Origin of the sequence: Weissella thailandensis (assembly GCF_001932615.1) — a bacterium.
Taxonomy (GTDB): Bacteria; Bacillota; Bacilli; order Lactobacillales; family Lactobacillaceae; genus Weissella; species Weissella thailandensis.
The window spans coordinates 1,863,662-1,886,145 of sequence record NZ_CP014332.1 but is presented as its reverse complement, the minus strand read 5'-3'; the positions used below and the strand labels follow the sequence as shown (position 1 = coordinate 1,886,145).

The following is a 22,484-nucleotide window of genomic DNA, read 5'->3' as shown; positions in this document are numbered from 1 at the left end:
GGTCATATGAAAATCACCACACGTTTTTGGATATCATTAATTCTGTCATTGCCAATGTTAATTGCCATGATTGTCATGCCGTTCACGGATTGGATGCTACCGGGTGGTGAAGTGACGATGCTGGTCTTAACGACAGTGATTATGTTGATTTCCGCTCGGCCGTTTTTGTCGAGTGCCTGGTCGTCTTTTCAAAAGCATCACTCAAATATGGATACGCTGATTGCTGTTGGAACAGGTACTGCCTATGTTTACAGTATTTATGCGATGTTTACCGGTAAAGCGGTCTTTTTTGAAAGTGCTGCCTTTGTTATTACCTTTGTTTTGCTTGGACAAGTTCTTGAAGAGAGAATGCGTGATAATGCTTCGTCAGCGATTGAGAAGTTGATGGATCTGCAAGCAAAAGATGCGGAAGTGAAGCGTGATGGGAAATTTGTTCGTTTATCATTAGATAAAGTGGTCGCTGATGATTTGATTCGGGTACGTCCCGGAGAGAAAATCGCAGTCGATGGTAAAATTGTTGAGGGAACGTCAACCGTGGACGAGTCGATGGTAACAGGTGAAAGCATGCCAGTTACTAGACAAGTTGGTGATGATGTGATTGGGTCGACCATTAATATGACCGGGACTTTTGTCTTTCGTGCTGAAAAAGTGGGTGACCAAACAATGTTAGCCCAAATCGTTACGTTAGTTAAAAAAGCACAATCTAGTCATGCGCCGATTCAAAAATTAACGGATCGTGTGTCTGATGTTTTCGTACCCGTTGTGTTGATGATTGCCATCTTAACCTTTTTGATTTGGTATGTCTTTATTGGCCATGATGTTGCAAATTCATTGATTTTTGCTGTTTCAGTTGTCGTGATTGCCTGTCCATGTGCCCTTGGTTTAGCGACTCCAACCGCCTTAATGGTGGGAACTGGTCGTGGTGCCAAAATGGGTATTCTAATTAAAGATGGTGAAGTACTTGAAAAAGTTAATGCTGTGGATACAGTGGTGTTCGATAAGACTGGTACTATCACTGTCGGTAAGCCTAAGGTCACAGATATTATTGGGGATAAAAAGCAAGTCCTGACACTGGCTGCGCAATTAGAAGCTAGCTCTGAACATCCATTGGCGTTAGCAATTAACGAGGAAGCGCAAGCACAAAAAATTGATGTGCCTACAGTTTCCGATTTTCAAGCATTGTCCGGAAAAGGCGTGCAGGCTTCTGTAGATGGCCAACGTGCCTTTGTCGGTAATAGTCGGCTATTAGAAGATGCAACCATTGATGATCAGCTGCAACAGCAGATGGTGCAACTGCAAAAAGAAGCCAAGACCGTTGTCTTGGTTGGTCAACAACAACAAGTTATTGGCTTGATTGCCATTCAAGATACACCCAAAGAGACCTCTGAAAAAGCCATTACTGCGTTAAAGTCGCGTGGTTTAAAGACGGTTATGTTAACCGGTGATAACCAACAAGTTGCGCAAGCAATTGCTGACGAAGTCGGCATTGATGATGTGATCGCCGATGTGTTGCCAGCAGAAAAGGCCGATGAAATTAAAAAATTACAGGAAAATTATTCGGTTGCCTTTGTTGGGGATGGTATTAATGATGCCCCAGCTTTGACTACGGCAGATGTTGGTATTGCCATGGGGGCAGGAACAGATGTTGCGATTGATGCTGGTGGAATCGTATTGGTCAAAAATGATTTACGTGATGTTGATACTGCTTTAGCTTTGAGTCAAAAGACATTTAGCAGAATCAAATTAAATCTTTTCTGGGCCTTTGTGTACAATGTGCTGGGGATTCCAGTTGCGGCCGGTGTATTTTATGGTTTTGGCTTTATTTTGAGCCCAGAAATTGCAGGTGTTGCAATGGCACTTAGTTCGTTGTCTGTTGTGATTAGTTCAGTACTACTTGGTCAGTCAAAACTGACGACTAGCTAATAGAGTCGCGAGTAAGGCAAAAGATGTCTGGCATTTGGCTGGAACATATTTATGTGTAAGAATTACAAATTTGTGTATAATGTGCTTTAAGCAATCAGGAGATTGGAACAATTATTTTGTTCCAATTTTTTTTTAAATATTTGGCTTGTTTACTATTTGAAAACGCAAAAATTTGTAAGCGCTTCATTTGTTAATAAATGAGCAAAGTCGACGTTTTTGATATTTATAAAGTTTGTGAAAAATAGTGAAAACTACGATGAAAGCTTGATAAAATGCGTTTTAATCTATTGACACACAGGGTGCATTTGCTATAATTAACATTGTTAAAAGTTGAGCAAAGTTAACGAATCCAAACAATTTGAGAGGTAGATATAATGACTACTACGACTAAGAAAAAGAAGACACTGACACCTGAGGAAAAAGCAGCTCATTATGCAGCTGCTGAAGAAATGACTAATAAGTTAGTCGACCAGGCAGAAGTTGCTCTACAAAAATTTCAAACTTACACGCAAGAGCAAGTTGATAAGATTGTCGCAGCCATGGCCTTAGCTGGTTCTGAAAATGCTTTGCTACTTGCTCACGAAGCTTATGATGAAACGGGACGTGGTGTTATTGAAGATAAAGACACTAAAAACCGTTTTGCATCAGAATCTGTTTATAATGCGATTAAAAATGATAAAACAGTTGGTGTGATTTCAGAAGATAAGGTTAGTGGAAAGGTCGAATTAGTGGCACCACTTGGTATCTTGGCCGGAATCGTCCCAACAACGAATCCAACTTCGACGGCTATTTTTAAGTCGATGTTAACAGCAAAGACTCGTAACACGATTGTCTTTGCCTTTCACCCACAAGCACAACGTTCTTCAGTTCATGCGGCTAAGGTCGTCTATGACGCAGCGGTTGCAGCGGGTGCACCTAAAAACTTCATTCAATGGATCGAAACACCTTCAATTGATGCGACAAATGCATTGATTAAGAATCCGAAGATTGCTTCAATTTTGGCAACCGGTGGTCCATCAATGGTCAACGCAGCATTGCATTCTGGAAATCCATCAATGGGGGTTGGTGCTGGAAATGGTGCAGTCTATGTTGATAAAACAGCTAATGTTGATCGGGCTGTTTCTGACTTGTTACTATCAAAGCGTTTTGATAACGGAATGATTTGTGCATCAGAAAATTCAGTTGTTATTGATGCATCAATTTATGATGAAATGGTACAGAAGCTGCAAGAGCAAGGGGCTTACTTAACACCAAAGAAAGATTATCAAAAGATTTCTGACTTTGTTTTCAAGCCAACTGGCGAGGGATATGGTGTAACTGGACCAGTTGCTGGACGTTCAGGTCGTTGGATTGCCGAACAAGCTGGTTTGAAGTTGCCAGAAGATAAAGATGTCTTACTATTCGAGCTTGAGAAGCGTAGCATTGGTGAGCCATTATCATCTGAGAAGTTGAGTCCATTATTGTCAATTTACAAGGCACAGGATCGTGATGAAGCAGTTGAAATTGTGCGCGCATTATTGAACTACCAGGGGGCTGGTCACAATGCGGCTATTCAAATTGGGGCACAAGACGATCCGTTTGTAAAAGAATATGCCGATCGCGTTGAAGTATCACGTATCCTAGTAAACCAACCTGATTCAATTGGTGGTGTCGGGGACATTTATACAGACGCTTTGCGACCATCACTAACACTTGGAACTGGTACTTGGGGGAAGAATTCATTGTCGCATAATCTATCAACTTATGATCTGTTAAATGTTAAGACAGTTGCTCGCCGTCGTAATCGTCCACAATGGGTCCGTTTGCCAAAGGACATTTACTACGAAACGAATGCGATTACTTATCTGCAAGAATTGCCAGATGTTGACCGTGCCTTTATCGTGGCCGATCCTGGTATGGTAAAGTTTGGTTTTGTTGATAAGATTTTGGATCAATTTGCACTACGTGAAGATCAGGTGAAGACATCATTCTATGGTTCAGTAAGCCCTGATCCAACTATCTCACAAGCAATTGAAATCGCCCGCCAAATGGCAGACTTTAAGCCAGATACAGTTGTACTTCTAGGTGGTGGTTCAGCCCTTGATGCCGGTAAGATTGCCCGCTTCTTATATGAGTATTCAGCAACTAACCCTGACATCTTGTATGATGATGAAGGACTAAAGAAGTTGTTCCAAGAATTAGCACAAAAGTTTATGGATATCCGTAAGCGTATTGTTAAGTTTGAGCACCAACGCTTAACGCAGATGGTTGCTATTCCAACAACTTCTGGTACTGGATCTGAAGTAACACCATTTGCGGTGATTACTGATGATGACAGCCATGTTAAGTACCCGTTGGCCGACTATGAGTTAACACCACAAGTTGCAATTGTTGACCCAGAATTTGTCATGACGGTGCCTAGCCGTACAGTTGCTTATTCAGGTATGGATGCTTTGTCACACGCCTTAGAATCTTATGTTTCAGTCATGTCTTCAGAGTTTACTCGTCCATGGGCTTTGCAAGCTATCAAGTTAATCTTTGATTATCTAGAAGAATCATACAAATACGATGCAAAGAATCCAACGAAGGAAGGTGAACTTGCTCGTTCAAAGATGCATTATGCATCAACCTTAGCTGGTATGTCATTTGGAAATGCCTTCTTAGGTTTGAACCACGCGATTGCCCACAAGACTGGTGGTGCTTTCGGTTTGCCTCACGGATTAGCAATCTCAATTGCGATGACACATGTTATTAAGTTTAATGGTGTGACAGGTAATGTGAAGCGGACACCGTTCCCACGTTATGAGACATATACAGCGCAAAAGGATTATGCTGATATTGCTCGTCACATTGGTTTGACTGGTAAGAATGATGCCGAATTGGTACAAGCATTGATCAATAAGATTAAGGATTTGGCTACAAAGTTGAATATGGATCTGACACTTTCTGGTAATGGTGTGAAGAAGGAAGACTTTGATCGTGAGCTTTCAGGTTTGATGGACTTGATTTACAATGATCAAACGACACCAGGAAATCCCCGTCAACCACGTTTGAATGAGATCGAACATTTGTTGAAGGATCAATTTTAATAAGTAATATGAAGCAAGCTTAGACTAACAAATCAGTCCGTTAGTCTGGGCTTGTTTTTTGTTATAATGAAGAAAAATGATTTTTCAAAGAGGAACGGTGGCAAAATGAATTTTATATCATGGAATATTGATAGTATCAATGCAGCTGTTGAGCATAAGTCAGTACGTGGTGAAATGACCTGGGAAGTGTTGCAAAACATTGCCTTAGAACGTCCTGATGTGCTGGCGATTCAAGAAACCAAACTAAAAGCAACTGGATTGACTAAAAAGCAGGAAACAGCCTTGGATGAATTATTTCCAAATTACTACCGGTATTTACGGATGAGTACTGGACGTTCAGGCTATTCAGGAACCATGATGTTGACACGCCATGAACCACTCAGTGTTGATATGCCAGTGATTGGTGCACCTGGTGAAATGGACATTGAAGGACGGGTCATTACTCTGGAGTTTGAAAATAATTATGTATCAACTGTGTACACACCAAACTCTGGTAGTGGGTTAGCACGTTTAGGCGACCGGCAGGCCTGGGATGATGCTTATCGCGCCTATATCCAGACGCTAGATGCTAAAAAGCCAGTTATTTTTTCGGGTGACTTTAACGTTGCTCATCAAGAAATTGATTTAAAGAACCCAAAGTCTAACCATAAGAAGGCTGGTTTTACTGATGAGGAACGGACGCATTTCAGTCGGTTACTAGACGCTGGTTTCACAGATACATTCCGTTATCTTCATCCTGATCAGACAGGCGTCTATACTTGGTGGGCACAAATTTCAAAAACATCAAAGATTAATAACTCTGGTTGGCGGATTGATTACTATTTAACTTCTAACCGGTTAGCTGACCAAATCAGTGAATTGTCAGTGATTGATACAGGTGCTCGGCAGGATCACGCCCCAATCAAGTTAGAAATGGCTGATGGCTTTAGTTTGTAATAATAAAAATAAAAACTAGCGAACTGAGATGACCAAAATAAAGTCATGTCAGGCCGCTAGTTTTTTATATGCAAGACATTTTTAGCGCAAAAAAAGTTGGAACATTTTTAATGTCCCAACCTTTTAACGTGTAATCACTAGGTGTGATCTCTAATATATAGCCCAACAGGGAGTCGAACCCTGGATTCCGCGCTGAGAACGCGACGTCTTGACCACTTGACCATTGGGCCATGATGATAAATTGTAGCAAAGCTATCTAATAAAATAGCCCAACAGGGAGTCGGACCCTGGATTCCGCGCTGAGAACGCGACGTCTTAACCACTTGACCATTGGGCCAATGCTATCATCCTTGTCTTAACAACAATAATTAACTATACAGTGAAACAAGCTTTCTGTCAATATGATTGTTTAATAAATATTGTGTATTATTTGCATTTTTTTAAATCAAGTGTGGTCGTTAAGTTAATGAGGAATAGAGGACTTAATGTTACAATATTAATTGATAGCTTACAAAATAAAATGTGAACAGTGAAGAGGAGTCAGAACAATGTCATTCAATTTATATCTTGTACGTCACGGACAGACAATTTTTAATCATTACGAACGTATGCAAGGATGGAGTAATGCACCACTAACCGATAAGGGAATTGCAGATGGATACGCTGCTGGTGACCGCCTAGAGAATATTCGTTTTGATGCTGCCTATTCTTCTGACTTACAACGTGCGATTCAGACAGCGGAGTTCGTCCTGTCACGTAACAAGCAAAGTGGCGATTTAACAGAGCCAGAGCAACTACAACAATTTCGTGAACAATTTTTCGGTTTTTTTGAAGGATTGCCAAGTGCGAAAAGTTCACAATTAATTGCAGAAAAAAACGGTTTGAAGGATATTGATACATACAGTGATATTATGGCAAATCTGAGTCAAGATGAAGTCATGGATGCGATGCATATAGCTGACCCAACTGATGATGCTGAAGATGCGCAAACATTTTGGGCCCGTCTTAACAAGGGATTAGAAATGCTACGTCGAAATACGCGCGATGGTCAAAATGTTTTACTTGTTTCACACGGCACATTGATTCGTAATTTGGTTGACCATTATGCATCACATGAATTAGCTGCTGAAAAACCGTTAAATGGATCGATTACGGTTTGGGAAGTAACCGATGATGATTTGAAACTGAAGGTATATAATGACACAACAACAAGATGGTAAGAATAATATGATAGAAAACGAACAGCAACCGACTCGTCAGGTGATTTTGGCTGGTCTCGATCAACAAAATGAAAATTTTGATTATGAGATGACTGAATTAGCTAATTTAGCTGCGGCTAATAATATGACTGTTGTCGGTCAGATTGTTCAAAAGTTAGAAAAGCCCAATGCCTCAACCTATTTTGGTAAGGGTAAAGTGGTCGAATTAAAGGAAGCTTTGACATACTATGACGCTGATATGGTGGTGACTAATGATGAATTGTCACCTTCACAGCTTCGTAATTTAGAAGCCGGCACATCTGCTGATATCATGGATCGTACCGCATTGATCTTAGATATTTTTGCTTCACGAGCAAAGACCAAAGTGGCGAAGTTACAAGTGGCAATTGCGCAATTAAAATATCAACTGCCTCGTTTGCGGACATCGATGAATGTGCGCCTTGATCAGCAAACTGGTGGTGGCGGTGGTAGTTTCACGAGTCGTGGTGCTGGTGAAACAAAAATGGAAACTAATCGTCGGCATATTCAACATCAGATATCATTATTGCAAGCTGAATTGGCTAATATTGAGGCCGACGATGAGACGCGCCGCGCATACCGAACCAAACAGAGTATTCGTAATGTTGCCTTGGTTGGTTATACTAACGCCGGTAAGTCTACTATTATGAATGGGTTACTTGAACGTTTCGGTGACAATCCAGATAAGACGGTTTTTCAAGCAGATATGTTGTTTGCAACTTTAGAGACTTCGGTCCGCAAAATCCAATTGCCAGACAAGCAGAACTTCTTATTATCTGATACCGTTGGGTTTGTTTCGAAGTTACCGCATGGGTTAGTAGCAGCATTCCGTGCAACGTTAGCCGAAGCAGCGGATGCTGATTTACTAGTGCAAGTTGTTGATTATTCAGATCCGCATTATCAAGAGATGATGGCGACAACGGCTGCAACGCTAAAAGAAATCGGTGTTGGGGATGTCCCAATGATTACGGTATACAATAAGGCTGACAAAATACCTGAGCAAACATACCCTGAGCGTGAAGCTGATACGCTGATATTATCTGCAACTGATGATGCCTCACAAGACTTATTGGTAGATGTGATCAAAGAACATGTTTTCTTTGATTACGTGACGCTAACACTACATGTCCCATTTGATGAAGGACAAGTTGTTAATGAATTGAATGAGCAGGCAGCGGTGCACGAGTTAGACTATGATGAAACTGGTACGATTTTGACAGTGACATTGACACCAATTCAAGCTGCTCGTTTTTCAGAATATGAAGTGAAAAAGTAAAATTGTAGATCCAAAAAGGTTGGGACGAAAACGTCTCAACCTTTTTTTATTATGGTTCAAAACGATTTTTGTCGCTTTGTGAAGTTGGTTGACAATTGTCAGCGCAAAAGTGATACAATGGCGTACTAAGCGGATAAAACATAAGGTTAATGGGAGGAAAGCAAATGAAGTTGCTCAAGCCTTTTATCGGGCGCTATAAACTTGATTTGACAGTTGCTATTTTGATGGTTGCTATTGCATCAGTGGCGATGCTGTTACAACCAACATTACTCAGTAATATTGTACAAGCAATTACAGATGACAATATGGAGAAAGTGAATAAGATTGGGGCGCAATTGTTGGTACTAGCAATCATTGGACTGGCTGCTGGTATTTTGAATACGATTTTTGCCGCTCGGGCATCACAGGGGATTTCAGCAGATGTCCGTGAAAGTGCCTATCGTAAAATTCAAACATTTTCATTTTCAAATATTGAAAAATTTTCAGTTGGAAACTTAGTTGTTCGACTAACGAATGATGTGACTCAAATTCAAAACGTATTAATGCTTGTATTACAGCCATTGATGCGTATGCCAATCTTATTTATTGGTGGCTTTATTTTAGCCGTACGATCAATTCCGCAACTATGGTGGATCATCATTTTGATGGTCATTCTGGTCGGCGGTATTTCGTACTTTGTTGTTAAGAATTTGGGAAAACGTTTTGGAAAAATCCAATGGTTGATGGACAAAGTTAATGCTAAGGCGAAAGAGAATCTGCAAGGGATGCGGGTTGTTAAATCATTCAATCAAGAAGCGAATGAAGAACAGCGCTTCACAAATGTCTCGAATGAATTGCGTGATGTTAACATTCAAATTGGTTACTTTTTTGCATTGATTATGCCAGCCTTTATGTTTGTTGGCCAAGGCCTAATGGTTGTTGCGATTTACTCAGTTGGTAATATGGTAAATACGCAACCAGAGTTATTGGCGCAAATCACCGGGTTTACCAATTATATTATGATTATTATGAACGCTATTATTGTTGGTGGAATGATGATGTCATTTGCAACCCGTGGGTTTGTATCGATGGGTCGTATTCAATCAATTATGGATACTGAGCCAACCTTTACTTATGATAACGACAACGAACAAAACTTAGATGGCCGCGTTGAATTTGATGATGTGTCATTTACTTATCAAGATGACGATCAACCAACGCTAAAGCATATTAGCTTTAAAACAGCGCCTGGTGAAATGATTGGAATTGTGGGTGCCACGGGTTCTGGTAAATCAACCTTGGCACAGTTGATTCCACGTATTTATGATCCGAGCGCCGGAACGGTGAAGGTCGGTGGCGTCGATTTGAAACATGTTAATGAACATTCCTTACGTGAGACCGTTTCTTTTGTACTACAAAAAGCGACATTGTTCTCTGGAACAATTGCTGATAATTTGCGCCAAGGAATGTCTACTGCACAATTGACAGATATGAAAAGTGCGGCCAATATTGCACAAGCATCAGAATTTGTGGAGCAATATGATGATCAATATGAACATGTTGTTGAGGAACGCTCAGCTAATTTTTCTGGTGGTCAAAAACAACGTTTGTCAATTGCCCGTGGTGTGATTGGCCAACCCAAGATATTGATTCTAGATGATTCAACGTCAGCACTGGATGCACGGTCTGAAAAGTTAGTCAAGCAAGCATTGGATGAGAAATTAAGTGATACGACGACGTTTATTATTGCAGAAAAAGTTTCTTCAGTGATTAATGCGGATAATATTTTGGTTTTGGATAATGGTGAAATGGTCGCTTATGGACCACATTCAGAATTGATGCAGACTTCACCGGTTTATCAAGAAATCTATGCAACGCAAAAAGCAAAGGAGGCAAAGAATAATGAAGAATAATGTTAAAGAGTCTGCAAAATTCTTTGCCCATTACTTGAAACATTTTAAAGTAGCGCTGTTCTTTATTGTTGTATTAACGATTTTAGCGACTTGGTTGCAAGTTAAAGCACCTGTTTATATGGGTCGTTCAATCACTGAGCTGTCAAAGTATTTGATGACTTATCTTAACCCGGTAACCAAAAGCCAAGCCAGTTTAAGTGATTTTCACCAAGCGTTATTGCTGTTTGGTCTGTTTACTTTAATGATTTTGATTGCCTTGTTCCTGAATGGTTTGCTACAAGCTATTGTGGCACCTAAATCAGTAAATGATATGCGTACCGGCTTGTTTGCCAAACTGCAACGGATGACCGTACGTTATTTTGATAACCATCAGGATGGTGAGATTTTATCTCGTTTTACATCAGATTTGGATAACATTTTTAATGCGATGAATAATGCCTTGTTCCAAATTTTGCAACAAGTCGTGATGTTTATTGGTGTTATCTGGATGATGTTTAATGAGAGTCCTAAAATGGCGATGGCCACGATGGCCACAACGCCACTTGTTATCATTGTTGGGATTGTCATTATGATTCAAGCGAAGAAATATGTTGATATCCAACAAGCTGAAGTGGGTCACTTGAATGGTTACATTAATGAGCAAATTAATGGTGAAAAAGTGATTATTACGAATGGTCTACAGGAAGATTCCATTAATGGCTTTGTTGAACATAATGAAAAAGTTCGCCGAGCTATGGTCCGTTCACAAGCTTGGTCCGGTGTGCTTAATCCGATTATGCAGGGACTAGGATTGTTTAATTTGGCGATTGTTATTTTCTTCGGTGCCAAGTTAGCGTTAACTGGGGATGTAGCTTCACGTGCGGCTGGCTTAGGTTTGATCGTCACTTTCGTTTCATTCTCACAACAATACTTTCAACCCATTTCGCAAATTACTTCATTATATAATATGATGCAACAAGCGATGACTGGTGTTCATCGTTTGAATGTTATCTTTGACCAAGATGAAGAAGTCAATCCTGAGGACGGCGTACAATTTGATGGCGTGAAAAACAATATCCAGTTACAAGATGTTCATTTTGGCTACAATGAGGAACGTGAAATTATCCATGGCATTGATATTGATGTTGAAAAGGGCGAGATGGTTGCGCTAGTTGGTCCAACCGGATCAGGTAAAACAACGGTCATGAATTTATTGAATCGTTTTTATGATGTGACATCAGGTGCGGTCTTATTTGATGGCATTGATGTTCGTGATATGAATATTAAATCATTACGTGATAATGTCGGAATTGTTTTGCAAGAGTCAGTATTATTTACGGGAACAGTGCGTGATAATATCGTCTTTGGAAAAACTGATGCGACGGATGAAGAAGTCATTGATGCTGCCAAGCAAGCAAATATTCATGACTTCATCATGACCCTTGAAAATGGTTATGAGACAGAAGTTTCTGATGAAAATTCAGTGTTCTCTACGGGACAAAAGCAGCTATTGTCAATTGCCCGTACGATTTTGACGCAACCGGATTTGTTGATTTTAGATGAAGCAACTTCTAACGTGGATACAGTGACCGAAGAAAAAATTCAACGGGCGATGGATAATGTCATTGCTGGTCGGACAAGTTTTGTTATTGCCCATCGTTTGAAAACGATTTTGAATGCTGACAAGATTGTTGTGTTGAAGGACGGTCGGATTATCGAGCAGGGTAACCATGAGACACTATTAGCACAAAATGGCTTTTATGCTGAATTGTATAAGAATCAAATGGACTTTGATTAGTCGGACAATGTTCTAGAAAATGATTAGATTAAAACATTTTAGTGTCGCATTCGTCTTGTGAAACGAATTACGACCATGATGAATTCACATAAATTTAAAATAAATTTAGTTCATTAAAACAATTTTAATTGCTAAACCTGTTACTGATTTGTTGATCGGTGACAGGTTTTTTATTATGTGATATGCGGATATGAAATGTACTAAATTACAATTAATAAATATTATGCAAAAAGAAACCGAGACAACATCTTGTGTCTCGGTTTCTTTCTTAATTACTGCTCTGGCTGGGTTCGAACCAGCGACCTCCTCATTAACAGTGAGTTATTCTACCACTGAACTACAGAGCAATCATCGCATCAAGCAATGTGATAAATATACAACGCTTATGATTAAAAGTCAACTAGGTAAATGAAATTTCTTTAATTTACCTGAATATAAAAGTGATGCCTTGAGATAGTCTTGGTATTGCTTTTATATAACTGCTCTGGCTGGGTTCGAACCAGCGACCTCCTCATTAACAGTGAGTTATTCTACCACTGAACTACAGAGCAATAATTAACCAGCGAATACATTAAATATACACTGTGATAAATTAAAAGTCAACCACATAAATGAATAAAATTTAATAATTATTCTGGAACGAGAATAATATTAAATAAAAAGTAAAAGGATGTCAATAAAACAAGAAAAAAATTCATTTAATTGGTATGATAGAGTTAATAAATGACGATTAGGGGGCAGCGCAGATGGCTGACTTTCAACTAAAAGGGATGCCCGTATGGGTGTATGCAAAAGATGTTGATACAAAAAGTGCGCTGACACGTGCACGATTGATTGAAGGTTATATTGGTGACACTTTTTCAATTGATCCGGAATCAATATCAGGTTACCGTTTTGTGTCTTCAGAGGGGACGTTAACCGGAACCTTTGATGAACAAACCATGTATTCGGCGACATTTTACTATCAACGTGAGGATGTTGCTGAAACAGAGCAGCTGACACATAAATATTTACGTATTTTGGAAAATGTACAGCCTGTTGTTGATGTGGAAGATTTAACTGAAACTGGTCAGAAATTGTGGTCTGGCTCTGTTGTTAAGGTTTCGCAACGCATGGCGACACGAACAGGTGATTTTTGGTATCAATTAGCTGATTCAAGATGGATCAAGTATGATATGCAGACTATGAAGCTCACTGATAATGATGGTCAGCATAATCAACCGGTTGCTGAATGGAAGCGACCAACAGTTTGGCAGCCAACGCCAATCAGTGCTCAGGGTAAAATCGACTATATTCCTAGTCAAGAAGTGGTCGTTTATTCACAGCCGTATGGACATGAAATAGGTCGCATACAGCATGGTACTTCGGTAGAAGTGACGGAACAAGTCGTCGATCCTTCAGGCGTTACATGGTACCATGTTGCGCAGCAAGGATGGTTATCGGCTATTTATTTGTTGTTGAATAAGTAATTAATTATGGTAATTAGTCGGGGGACATTATGACAGAACCATTGATATTAAAACCAGCATTACATGAAAAAATTTGGGGCGGTACCGCATTACGTGACGTTTATGATTTTGATATACCATCAGAAAGTACTGGTGAAGCGTGGGTAATTTCTGGACATTCTAATGGTCCAGTTACCGTAACTAATGGTAAACATGCGGGTAAAACCGTGGCAGAATTATGGCATGATGAGCCAACGTTATTTGCTAACCAAGATGTGGATCGACCATTTCCTTTATTGGTAAAAATTTTAGATGCCCATCGTGATTTATCAGTACAGGTACATCCAGATGATAAATATGCTAATGAACATGCTGGTGAGTTAGGCAAAACTGAATCATGGTATATTTTGTCTGCGGAGCCAGGTGCCACTATTTACTATGGTCACACAGCACAAGACAAACAAACATTTGATCAAGAAGTTGATGATGCAGATTGGGATAACTTGTTACAGAAAGTTCCTGTGAAGGCTGGCGATTTCTTTTATGTGCCTGCTGGAACGTTGCATGCGCTTGGTGAGGGTGTTTTGACGTTAGAAACACAGCAATCTTCAGATGTGACTTATCGGGTCTATGATTTTGATCGGGTTGATGCCAAGACAGGTGCTAAGCGTGATTTGCATTTGGCTGATGCTAAAAATGTGACAACTGTGCCATTTATTCCTAATAAACCAACGCAAAAAGTTTCACATATTGAAGATTTAACGCTCACAGAGTTAGTTACAGCCCCATACTTTAATGTGGTGAAGTGGCAAATTGCTGGTCGTGCAACGGTGGATGCAACGGCTCCTTATACATTGGCAACAGTGGTTGATGGCGATGTTGAATTAACCGTCTTTGGTGTGACTTATCACTTGGCAAAAGGAACCAGTTTTATTTTGCCGAATGATGTTGAGACATGGAAACTCAATGGACATGCCACACTAATTACATCGACACCAGGCCCTAAGTCACTGTAAAAATAGGATAGTAACATTTATGTTAAAGGCGCTAACTGTTGCATAAACAGTGGTGTCTTTCTTTATTTCAAAATGGTAAAATTTGATAGATGATTATTGAAAAGATATTGCAGATAAAGGCGTGCGTGATTTGTTTGCACAATTAGGAGGATAACATGAGCCTTAAAAGTGGATTAGCAACTTTGGTTGGGAAGGGAACATATACTGTATTGCATGATATCTTACGTCGGGGTGGTACATCATTGCCTGGTAAGTTAGCAACAAAAATCGATCCCAATGTTATGCAAAGCTATGCTGAAAAATATGATGTTATTCTGATTACGGGAACGAATGGTAAGACTTTGACAACAACGTTAACAACGCGCGTCTTACGAGAAAAATATGCCGATGTCATTACTAATCCTTCGGGTTCGAATATGATGCAGGGTATTACAGGAACGATGTTGACATCAAAGGTCACAGATAAACAACAACGCCCGGTGGCTTTACTAGAAGTCGATGAAGCCAACGTGGAGGCAGTTGCTAAACAATTAAAACCTAAAGCCTTTGTGTTAACAAACATTTTCCGTGATCAGATGGATCGCTACGGTGAGATTTACACAACATATGAAAAGATATTAAAGGGAATTCGTTTATTTCCTGAAGCAACTGTTATTGCGAATGCGGATTCGCCAATTTTTATGCGGGGGGATTTACCAAATCCAAAAGTCTATTATGGCTTTAATCATGTACCAGCTACTGGTGACATGAAAGCGCCGCATAATACTGACGGTGTGTTATCGCCAACAGACCATTCAATTTTGCATTATCATTTTATGACATTCGGTAATCAAGGAGATTATTTCTCAGTTACTGATGATTTTAAGCGTCCAGCCTTAGATTATGCAGTCACAAAGCTTAATAAACTAACACCAATTTCATCGAATTTTGATATTGATGGTAAAACTTTCCAAATTGAAATTGGTGGTATGTACAATATTTATAATGCGCTAGCAGCATATGCTGTCGGGCGTTTTATGGGTGTATCAGCTGACCAGATTCAGCAAGCATTTTCATCTAATGCGCAAATATTTGGACGTCAAGAAGCAGTTAAAGTCGATGATAAAGAAGTCACGATTGTCTTGATCAAAAATCCGGTGGGTGCAAATCAGGTCATTGACATGATGAAAACGGATGATCAACCTTTCTCAATGATTGCCTTGCTTAATGCAAATTATGCTGATGGTATTGATACCAGTTGGATTTGGGATGCAGATTTTGAGTCATTACACGATACTGGCATCCAAGCAGTAGCAACAGGTGGTGAACGATATAAAGATTTGTATGTTCGCTTGAAGATGGCCAACTTTGGCGATCATCCGGTTTATCAAGACTTAAAGCAGATTGTGCCAGCAATTAAAAAAATGCCAACCAAGCGCGTTTATATACTTGCAACGTATACGGCAATGTTACAGTTACGTACTGAATTGAAGCAACAAGGTTATATTCATACAGGAATGGGGGAATAATCCAATGGCTGATTATAAGTTACATACAGCACATTTGTACGGTGATTTGATGAATACGTATGGTGATTTTGGGAATATTGTTGCTCTCAGATATTATGCGCATCAAATTGGAGCCGAAGTGGATGAAAAAATTATCTCATTAGGCGATGATTTTGATCCGACAACTTATGATTTTGTGCTATTTGGTGGTGGTCAGGATTACGAGCAAATGATTGTGGCTGATGATTTGCCAGATAAAGCACCTGCGTTGAAACAATATATTGAAACTGATGGCCCATTTTTAGGTGTTTGTGGTGGTTTTCAATTATTAGGACAGTATTTCTTGCTAGCTGATGGTACTAGAGTAAATGGTATCGGCGCGCTAAGTCACTATACATTAAATCAACCGGATAATCGTTTCATCGGTAACATAACCATTCATGATGAAGTGAATGATTTGGAATACCGTGGATTTGAAAACCATCAAGGACGTACTTTCTTAGGAGATGATGAACGCCCACTTGGTAAAGTTATCAAGGGTAATGGTAACAATGGTGAAGACGGTGGTGAAGGTTTGGTGTACCGCAACGTTTATGGGACATATTTCCATGGTCCTATCTTGACGCGTAATGGTAATTTAGCCTTACACATCTTGCAACTAGCTTTAGAGCGACGATATCCAGATGTTAATTGGCAAGATAAAATTGCAGCGATTACGCCAGAATTTTTTTAAGCAATTTTGCAAAATCGAAAAGGGGATGGAACGATAGCGCCATTCTCTTTTTTTTATTGACATTTTTGTTATACTAGACTGGAGTGCAAACTGGATTTTTACAGGAGAAAGGCAGAAAAATATGGCGCAATTATTCTTTCGTTATGGTGCAATGGCCAGTGGTAAAAGCATTGAAATTTTGAAAGTTGCACATAATTATGAAGTGCAACAAAGACGCGTTTTGCTCCTAACAAGTGCGCTTGATGACCGATCAGGAGTGGGCGCAATTGCCTCACGAATAGGTATGCAGCGTGCAGCACAGGCGATTCATCCCACAGACGACTTGTTTAAATTGATTTCAGAAAGTGATTCAATTGCCGCTGTGTTGATTGATGAAGCGCAGTTTATGACCAAAGAACAAGTTTTGCAATTAACCAGGGTAGTCGATGAATTAAATATTCCAGTACTATCTTTTGGATTGAAAAACGATGCGTTTAACGAGTTATTCCCCGGTTCAGAAGCATTACTAATTTATGCTGACAAAATTGAAGAGATGAAGACTCTCTGTTCATTTTGTGGACGTAAAGCCGTTATGAACTTGCGCATTTCAAATGGACAACCGGTCTACGAAGGTGAACAAGTTCAGATTGGTGGGGATGAGACCTACATGCCGGTCTGCCGTAACCATTATAATCATCCTGATTTAGAAGCATTAGCCCGTCGGACTGGATTAAATACAAAATAAAAATAAAGGAATAAAAAAACACATGGATGAAATTTTTGAAAAAGTGCAATCTGTTGTGGATCGATATGACGAAGTCAGCGAAATGATTTCTGATCCCGACGTTATTGCCGATACAAAACGTTTTTTGGCGCTATCTAAAGAAGAGGGTAGTCTGCGTGAGACGGTTGAAACTTTCAAGCACTACAAGCAAGTCGTTGAAAGTATCGAAGAAAATGAAGAGATTTTGCGTGAAGAAGCCAATGATTCTGAACTTGAAGAGTTAGCCAAAGAAGAATTAAAAGACTTACGTGTTGAAAAAGAATCATTAGAAGAGCAAATCAAGATTTTACTACTGCCTAAGGATCCAAATGATGACAAGAACATTATCATGGAAATTCACGGCGCAGCTGGTGGCGATGAAGGTGCTTTATTTGCGGCTGATCTTTATGACATGTATCTTCGCTATGCCGAAAAAGAAGGCTGGACAGTTGAAATCATTGATGAAAACAAGACCGAAATTGGTGGTTATAAAGAAATTGTCTTGATGATCACTGGGGATAATGTTTATTCAAAGTTAAAGTTTGAAAATGGTGCCCATCGTGTGCAACGAGTACCCGAAACTGAATCTGCTGGTCGTGTGCACACTTCGACAGCCACTGTTGGTGTGATGCCGGAATATGAAGATGTCGATATTGAGATTGAAGACAAGGATTTGCGTGTGGATGTTTACCGTTCATCTGGTGCTGGTGGACAACACATTAACAAGACATCATCAGCTGTACGTATGACCCACTTGCCAACTGGTATTGTTGTTGCGATGCAAGATCAACGTTCACAACAACAGAACCGTGCGAAGGCGATGGAAATCTTGAAGACACGTGTCTACGATTACTACGCATCACAGAATGAAGCTGAGTATGCTGAACAACGTAAGACAGCTGTTGGAACTGGTGATCGTTCTGAACGTATTCGTACATACAATTATCCACAAAATCGTGTGACTGATCATCGTATTGGTCTGTCATTGAATAAGTTGGATCGTATTATGAATGGTGAATTAGAAGATGTCATCGACGCTTTGTTGATTGCTGATCAGACAGCAAAGCTGGAAGCCTTGAAGCAAGGATAGAATAAACGTATGTTTGATGAACAATGGACGATTCAAGCTGTTCGTGAATGGGGCGATTGGCAATTAGAACCCTACATTCATGATCAAGAAGAGCGTATGGCTCAAATCGATTATTTGTTAACAGGAATGATGGATTGGAATTACGCACAATTAGGAAACAACTTAAACACAGTTCTAGAAGACGAAAAACGACTACGATTTATGGTCGCTGTTCGTGCCATTAAAGGTGGTCAACCAGTGCAATACGCACTTGGACATGCTGCGTTTTATGGACGTGAATTTCAAGTTGATCGTCGTGTGTTGATTCCCCGACAGGAGACGGAAGAACTAGTGGAATGGGTGCTCAAAGACCATCCATCAAATGACAAACAACGCGTATTAGACATTGGTACTGGTTCTGGTGCAATTGCTGTTTCACTAAATGCAGAACGTACGAATTGGGATGTTACGGGTACTGATATCTCAACAGATGCTTTGGCCGTTGCGAAAGAAAATGCGCAGTTATACGCACCAACAGTACAGTTGGTGCAAAGTGATCTGTTTACAGATGTTACAGGCACTTTTGACATTATTGTTGCTAATCCACCTTACATTAGCCGTGGTGAACAATCAGTGATGGATGAATCAGTGGTTATGTTTGAACCAGACGTTGCCCTTTACGCGGATGATGATGGATTGGCGTTATATAAGAAAATGGCAACAGACCTGCTGGCTTTTTTGAAGCCAGGTGGGGCTGCATACTTTGAAATCGGTTATCAACAAGGGGGCAAACTTGTTGATTTATTTGGAACATTACCTCAGGTCACAGTAACGTTACATCAAGATTTAAGTGGTCATGATCGAATGATTAAAGTATTGCGGGAGATGTAGAAATGACAGAAACAAAAATATGGACAGTTAACGAAATGGACGCGGCGGCGCGTGCGATTCAACGTGGTTCGTTAGTCGCTTTTCCGACAGAAACTGTTTATGGGCTTGGTGCCGACGCTTATAACGAAAAGGCAGTTGGTAAAGTATATGCAGCTAAAGGACGTCCTTCAGATAATCCTTTGATTGTGCACGTTGCGGATCCAGAACAAGTGTCTGATTTTGCAATTGTTAATGAGCGCGCACAAAAATTGATGTCGGCTTACTGGCCAGGTCCATTGACCATGATTTTACCAGTAAAGCCAGGCGTATTATCAATGACAGTCACTGGTGGACTAGATACAGTAGCCGTTCGTTTGCCTGACAATGATGCTACTCGCCAATTGATTCGTGAGAGCGGTAAGCCACTTGTTGGCCCTTCAGCCAATACATCTGGAAAACCTTCACCAACATTGGCCAAGCATGTCTACCATGATTTACATGGTAAAATTGCGGGTATTTTAGATGATGGGCCAACTAAGATTGGTGTTGAGTCAACGGTGTTAGACTTATCATCGGATATGCCAGCAGTTTTGCGTCCTGGAAAAATTACGCCAGCACAAATAGAAGCGGTCATTGGGATGGCTATTGATTCTGAAGTTCATCACGTTGCTGATGACGAAACGCCCAAAGCACCAGGAATGAAATATCGCCACTATGCCCCTGATAAAGCAGTTTATATGGTTGCACCAGAAGATTGGACACAAGCAATTATTTGGATGCAGTCACAATTAGAACCAGTTGGACTGATGTTGACGAATGATCTAATTGAAAAGCATCAGCTAGCAGGGATGGATTTTATCTGGTCATTAGGCGATAATAATGACACAGCTGCAGCAAAATTGTTTGCCGGTTTGCGTTATTTTGATGATAAGAAGGATGTGCAAACGATTCTTGTTGCTGCTATGCCACAAGTTGATGTGAATGGCGCTTATAATAACCGCTTAGGTAAAGCATCAGGTGGACACTGGATTAGTGAGTTGTTACATGTTTAAGCTTTTTTGACTTAAAGGAGGTCAACCCCAATGACAAATTACCGTGATTTTGATCCCGAACTATGGTCTGCAATCGATCGTGAAGCCAATCGTCAAGAACATAATATCGAGTTGATTGCTTCAGAAAACATTGCATCTGCAGGTGTACGAGCTGCGCAAGGGAGTGTTCTAACTAATAAGTACGCTGAAGGATATCCTAATAAGCGTTACTATGGTGGTACGGAGTATATTGATCAAGTAGAACAATTAGCGATTGATCGTGTAAAAGAATTATTCGGAGCAGAGTATGCCAATGTGCAACCTCATTCTGGTTCACAATCAAATGCTGCTGTTTATGCTGCCTTGTTAGAACCTGGTGATCATGTTTTAGGACTTGACCTTAATGCGGGGGGCCATTTAACACACGGATCTGCAGTTAACTTTTCTGGTAAAACTTATCAATTCCATGCCTATGGATTAAATGATGACGAGCGAATTGATTATGACCAAGTAGCTGCATTAGCAGCAGAGTACCAACCAAAACTAATTGTTACTGGTGCTTCAGCTTATTCACGTTTTATTGATTTTGATCGATTCCGTGAAATTGCTGATTCTGTGGGTGCCTACTTAATGGTTGATATGGCTCATATTGCTGGTTTAGTTGCTGCAGGTGTACATCCATCACCAGTTGGGATTGCTGATGTTGTGACATCAACAACGCATAAAACATTACGTGGACCACGTGGTGGCTTGATTTTGGCCAAAAAAGAATTGGGTAAGGCCATTAATTCAGCAATTTTCCCAGGGACACAAGGTGGACCACTAGAACATGTGATTGCTGGTAAAGCAACAGCTTTCTATGAAGCAATGCAACCAAGTTTTAAGGCATATGGCCAACAAGTTGTTGCTAATGCTAAAGCGATGGCTGATGTTTTTGCACAATCAGATCTTGTACGCGTTGTTTCAGGTGGTACAGATAATCACTTGTTTAACTTGGATCTGACAAAGACAGGTATTTCTGGTAAAAAGGCTCAAAACATTTTAGATAGTGTGCATATTACAACGAACAAAGAGGCTATTCCAAATGAACCACGTAGTCCATTTGTGACATCAGGTATTCGTATTGGAACACCTGCCATTACCACCCGTGGTTTCAAAGAAGCGGATGCTAAAGAAGTTGCCGAGTTGATTTTACAGGTGCTGGCTAATCCAGAAGATGAAGCAACCCTTGCATCAGTTGAACAGTCAGTATTGGACTTAACAAGTCGATTCCCATTATCGGGGATTGAACACGCAAATTAAAAAAGCGTATAATAGAGAAAAATGAAATGGAGCTTTGAAATGAGTAAGCTAACGGTTTTTGATCACCCACTAATTCAACACAAATTAACGATTATTCGTAATAAAGATGTTGGTACAAAAGAATTTCGTGAAATTGTTGACGAAATTGCTTCATTGATGGCTTATGAAGTAACACGTGATTTACCAGTTGAAGATGTGGTTATTGAAACACCTGTTGCAACGACAACACAAAAAACACTTGCTGGTAAGAAACTAGCAATTGTACCAATTTTGCGTGCTGGTTTGGGAATGGTTGACGGTATTATGAAGTTAATTCCTGCCGCTCGAATTGGACATATTGGTATGTATCGTGATGAAGAATCACTTGAGCCAGTGGAATACTTTGTAAAGCTGCCTGAAGATATTGATCAACGTGAAGTTTTGGTTGTTGATCCAATGTTAGCAACTGGTGGATCTGCTGTGATGGCGATTGATGCATTAAAGAAGCGTGGAGCCACAAGAATTAAGCTGATTACACTAGTTTCAGCTCCAATTGGTGTTGAGACGGTGCAAAAAACTCATCCAGATGTTGATATTTATACAGCTGGTTTGGATGAGAAACTTAACGAACATGGTTATATTATTCCGGGTCTAGGTGACGCGGGTGATCGTTTGTTTGGTACTCATTAATAGCAAA

17 protein-coding genes and 4 tRNA genes are annotated in these 22,484 nt (G+C 40.1%); 17 read left to right on the top strand and 4 right to left on the bottom strand.

What is annotated here, in order from left to right; genetic code table 11:
- The first annotated feature begins 6 nt into the window (after nt 1-6).
- The 3 genes from FOL01_RS09400 (at nt 7) to FOL01_RS09390 (ending at nt 5,927) form a co-directional block, all read left to right on the top strand.
- Complete coding sequence (locus FOL01_RS09400; RefSeq protein WP_075270380.1) at nt 7-1,923, top strand: copper-translocating P-type ATPase; 1,917 nt, start codon at nt 7-9, stop codon at nt 1,921-1,923.
- A 374-nt stretch (nt 1,924-2,297) separates the two neighbouring features.
- Nucleotides 2,298-4,991: a bifunctional acetaldehyde-CoA/alcohol dehydrogenase gene (gene adhE / locus FOL01_RS09395; protein ID WP_075270379.1), complete on the top strand. Its 2,694-nt coding sequence runs from the start codon at nt 2,298-2,300 to the stop codon at nt 4,989-4,991.
- Nucleotides 4,992-5,096: 105 nt separating this feature from the next.
- Nucleotides 5,097-5,927, top strand: coding sequence for an exodeoxyribonuclease III (locus FOL01_RS09390; protein ID WP_075270378.1), 831 nt, complete (start codon nt 5,097-5,099; stop codon nt 5,925-5,927).
- Between the two features lie 158 nt (nt 5,928-6,085).
- Here the strand turns inward: FOL01_RS09390 and FOL01_RS09385 are convergent.
- Both FOL01_RS09385 and FOL01_RS09380 read right to left on the bottom strand, forming a co-directional pair.
- Nucleotides 6,086-6,157 (bottom strand) — tRNA-Glu (locus tag FOL01_RS09385).
- 35 nt (nt 6,158-6,192) lie between these two features.
- Nucleotides 6,193-6,264: transfer RNA gene (locus FOL01_RS09380), tRNA-Glu, on the bottom strand.
- Nucleotides 6,265-6,475: 211 nt separating this feature from the next.
- On the opposite strand from FOL01_RS09380, the gene FOL01_RS09375 reads away from it, so the two are divergent.
- From FOL01_RS09375 to FOL01_RS09360, 4 genes are all read left to right on the top strand, one after another.
- Nucleotides 6,476-7,147, top strand: a complete 672-nt coding sequence (locus FOL01_RS09375) for a histidine phosphatase family protein (RefSeq protein ID WP_075270377.1) — start codon at nt 6,476-6,478, stop codon at nt 7,145-7,147.
- Nucleotides 7,125-8,441, top strand: coding sequence for a GTPase HflX (gene hflX / locus FOL01_RS09370; protein WP_237342629.1), 1,317 nt, complete (start codon nt 7,125-7,127; stop codon nt 8,439-8,441). The genes FOL01_RS09375 and hflX overlap by 23 nt, the downstream gene beginning before the upstream one ends.
- Nucleotides 8,442-8,605: 164 nt before the next feature.
- Nucleotides 8,606-10,333, top strand: a complete 1,728-nt coding sequence (locus tag FOL01_RS09365) for an ABC transporter ATP-binding protein (RefSeq protein WP_075270376.1) — start codon at nt 8,606-8,608, stop codon at nt 10,331-10,333.
- On the top strand, nt 10,323-12,110 hold the full coding sequence (locus FOL01_RS09360; RefSeq protein ID WP_075270375.1) for an ABC transporter ATP-binding protein: 1,788 nt from the start codon (nt 10,323-10,325) through the stop codon (nt 12,108-12,110). The genes FOL01_RS09365 and FOL01_RS09360 overlap by 11 nt, the downstream gene beginning before the upstream one ends.
- A gap of 275 nt (nt 12,111-12,385) precedes the next feature.
- On the opposite strand, the gene FOL01_RS09355 is transcribed toward FOL01_RS09360, so the two are convergent.
- Both FOL01_RS09355 and FOL01_RS09350 read right to left on the bottom strand, forming a co-directional pair.
- Nucleotides 12,386-12,457, bottom strand: a tRNA-Asn gene (locus FOL01_RS09355).
- A 132-nt stretch (nt 12,458-12,589) separates the two neighbouring features.
- Nucleotides 12,590-12,661 (bottom strand) — tRNA-Asn (locus tag FOL01_RS09350).
- A gap of 195 nt (nt 12,662-12,856) precedes the next feature.
- Between FOL01_RS09350 and FOL01_RS09345 the strand changes: the two genes are divergently transcribed.
- From FOL01_RS09345 to upp, 10 genes are all read left to right on the top strand, one after another.
- On the top strand, nt 12,857-13,579 hold the full coding sequence (locus FOL01_RS09345; RefSeq protein ID WP_075270374.1) for a MucBP domain-containing protein: 723 nt from the start codon (nt 12,857-12,859) through the stop codon (nt 13,577-13,579).
- Nucleotides 13,580-13,608: 29 nt separating this feature from the next.
- Nucleotides 13,609-14,574 carry a mannose-6-phosphate isomerase, class I gene (gene manA, locus FOL01_RS09340; RefSeq protein WP_075270373.1) on the top strand — a complete coding sequence of 322 codons (966 nt, stop codon included), beginning with the start codon at nt 13,609-13,611 and terminating at the stop codon, nt 14,572-14,574.
- A 155-nt stretch (nt 14,575-14,729) separates the two neighbouring features.
- On the top strand, nt 14,730-16,082 hold the full coding sequence (locus FOL01_RS09335; protein ID WP_075270372.1) for a MurT ligase domain-containing protein: 1,353 nt from the start codon (nt 14,730-14,732) through the stop codon (nt 16,080-16,082).
- 4 nt (nt 16,083-16,086) lie between these two features.
- On the top strand, nt 16,087-16,794 hold the full coding sequence (locus FOL01_RS09330) for a type 1 glutamine amidotransferase (RefSeq protein WP_075270371.1): 708 nt from the start codon (nt 16,087-16,089) through the stop codon (nt 16,792-16,794).
- 121 nt (nt 16,795-16,915) lie between these two features.
- A complete protein-coding gene (locus FOL01_RS09325; protein ID WP_075270370.1) occupies nt 16,916-17,518 on the top strand; it encodes a thymidine kinase in 603 nt (200 codons plus the stop codon).
- Nucleotides 17,519-17,540: 22 nt separating this feature from the next.
- A complete protein-coding gene (prfA, locus tag FOL01_RS09320; protein ID WP_075270369.1) occupies nt 17,541-18,626 on the top strand; it encodes a peptide chain release factor 1 in 1,086 nt (361 codons plus the stop codon).
- 9 nt (nt 18,627-18,635) lie between these two features.
- Nucleotides 18,636-19,496, top strand: coding sequence for a peptide chain release factor N(5)-glutamine methyltransferase (gene prmC / locus FOL01_RS09315; RefSeq protein WP_075270368.1), 861 nt, complete (start codon nt 18,636-18,638; stop codon nt 19,494-19,496).
- A gap of 2 nt (nt 19,497-19,498) precedes the next feature.
- Complete coding sequence (locus tag FOL01_RS09310) at nt 19,499-20,527, top strand: L-threonylcarbamoyladenylate synthase (protein WP_075270367.1); 1,029 nt, start codon at nt 19,499-19,501, stop codon at nt 20,525-20,527.
- Between the two features lie 30 nt (nt 20,528-20,557).
- A complete protein-coding gene (gene glyA / locus FOL01_RS09305; protein ID WP_075270366.1) occupies nt 20,558-21,808 on the top strand; it encodes a serine hydroxymethyltransferase in 1,251 nt (416 codons plus the stop codon).
- Between the two features lie 39 nt (nt 21,809-21,847).
- On the top strand, nt 21,848-22,477 hold the full coding sequence (gene upp / locus FOL01_RS09300) for a uracil phosphoribosyltransferase (protein ID WP_075270365.1): 630 nt from the start codon (nt 21,848-21,850) through the stop codon (nt 22,475-22,477).
- Nucleotides 22,478-22,484: the final 7 nt, after the last annotated feature.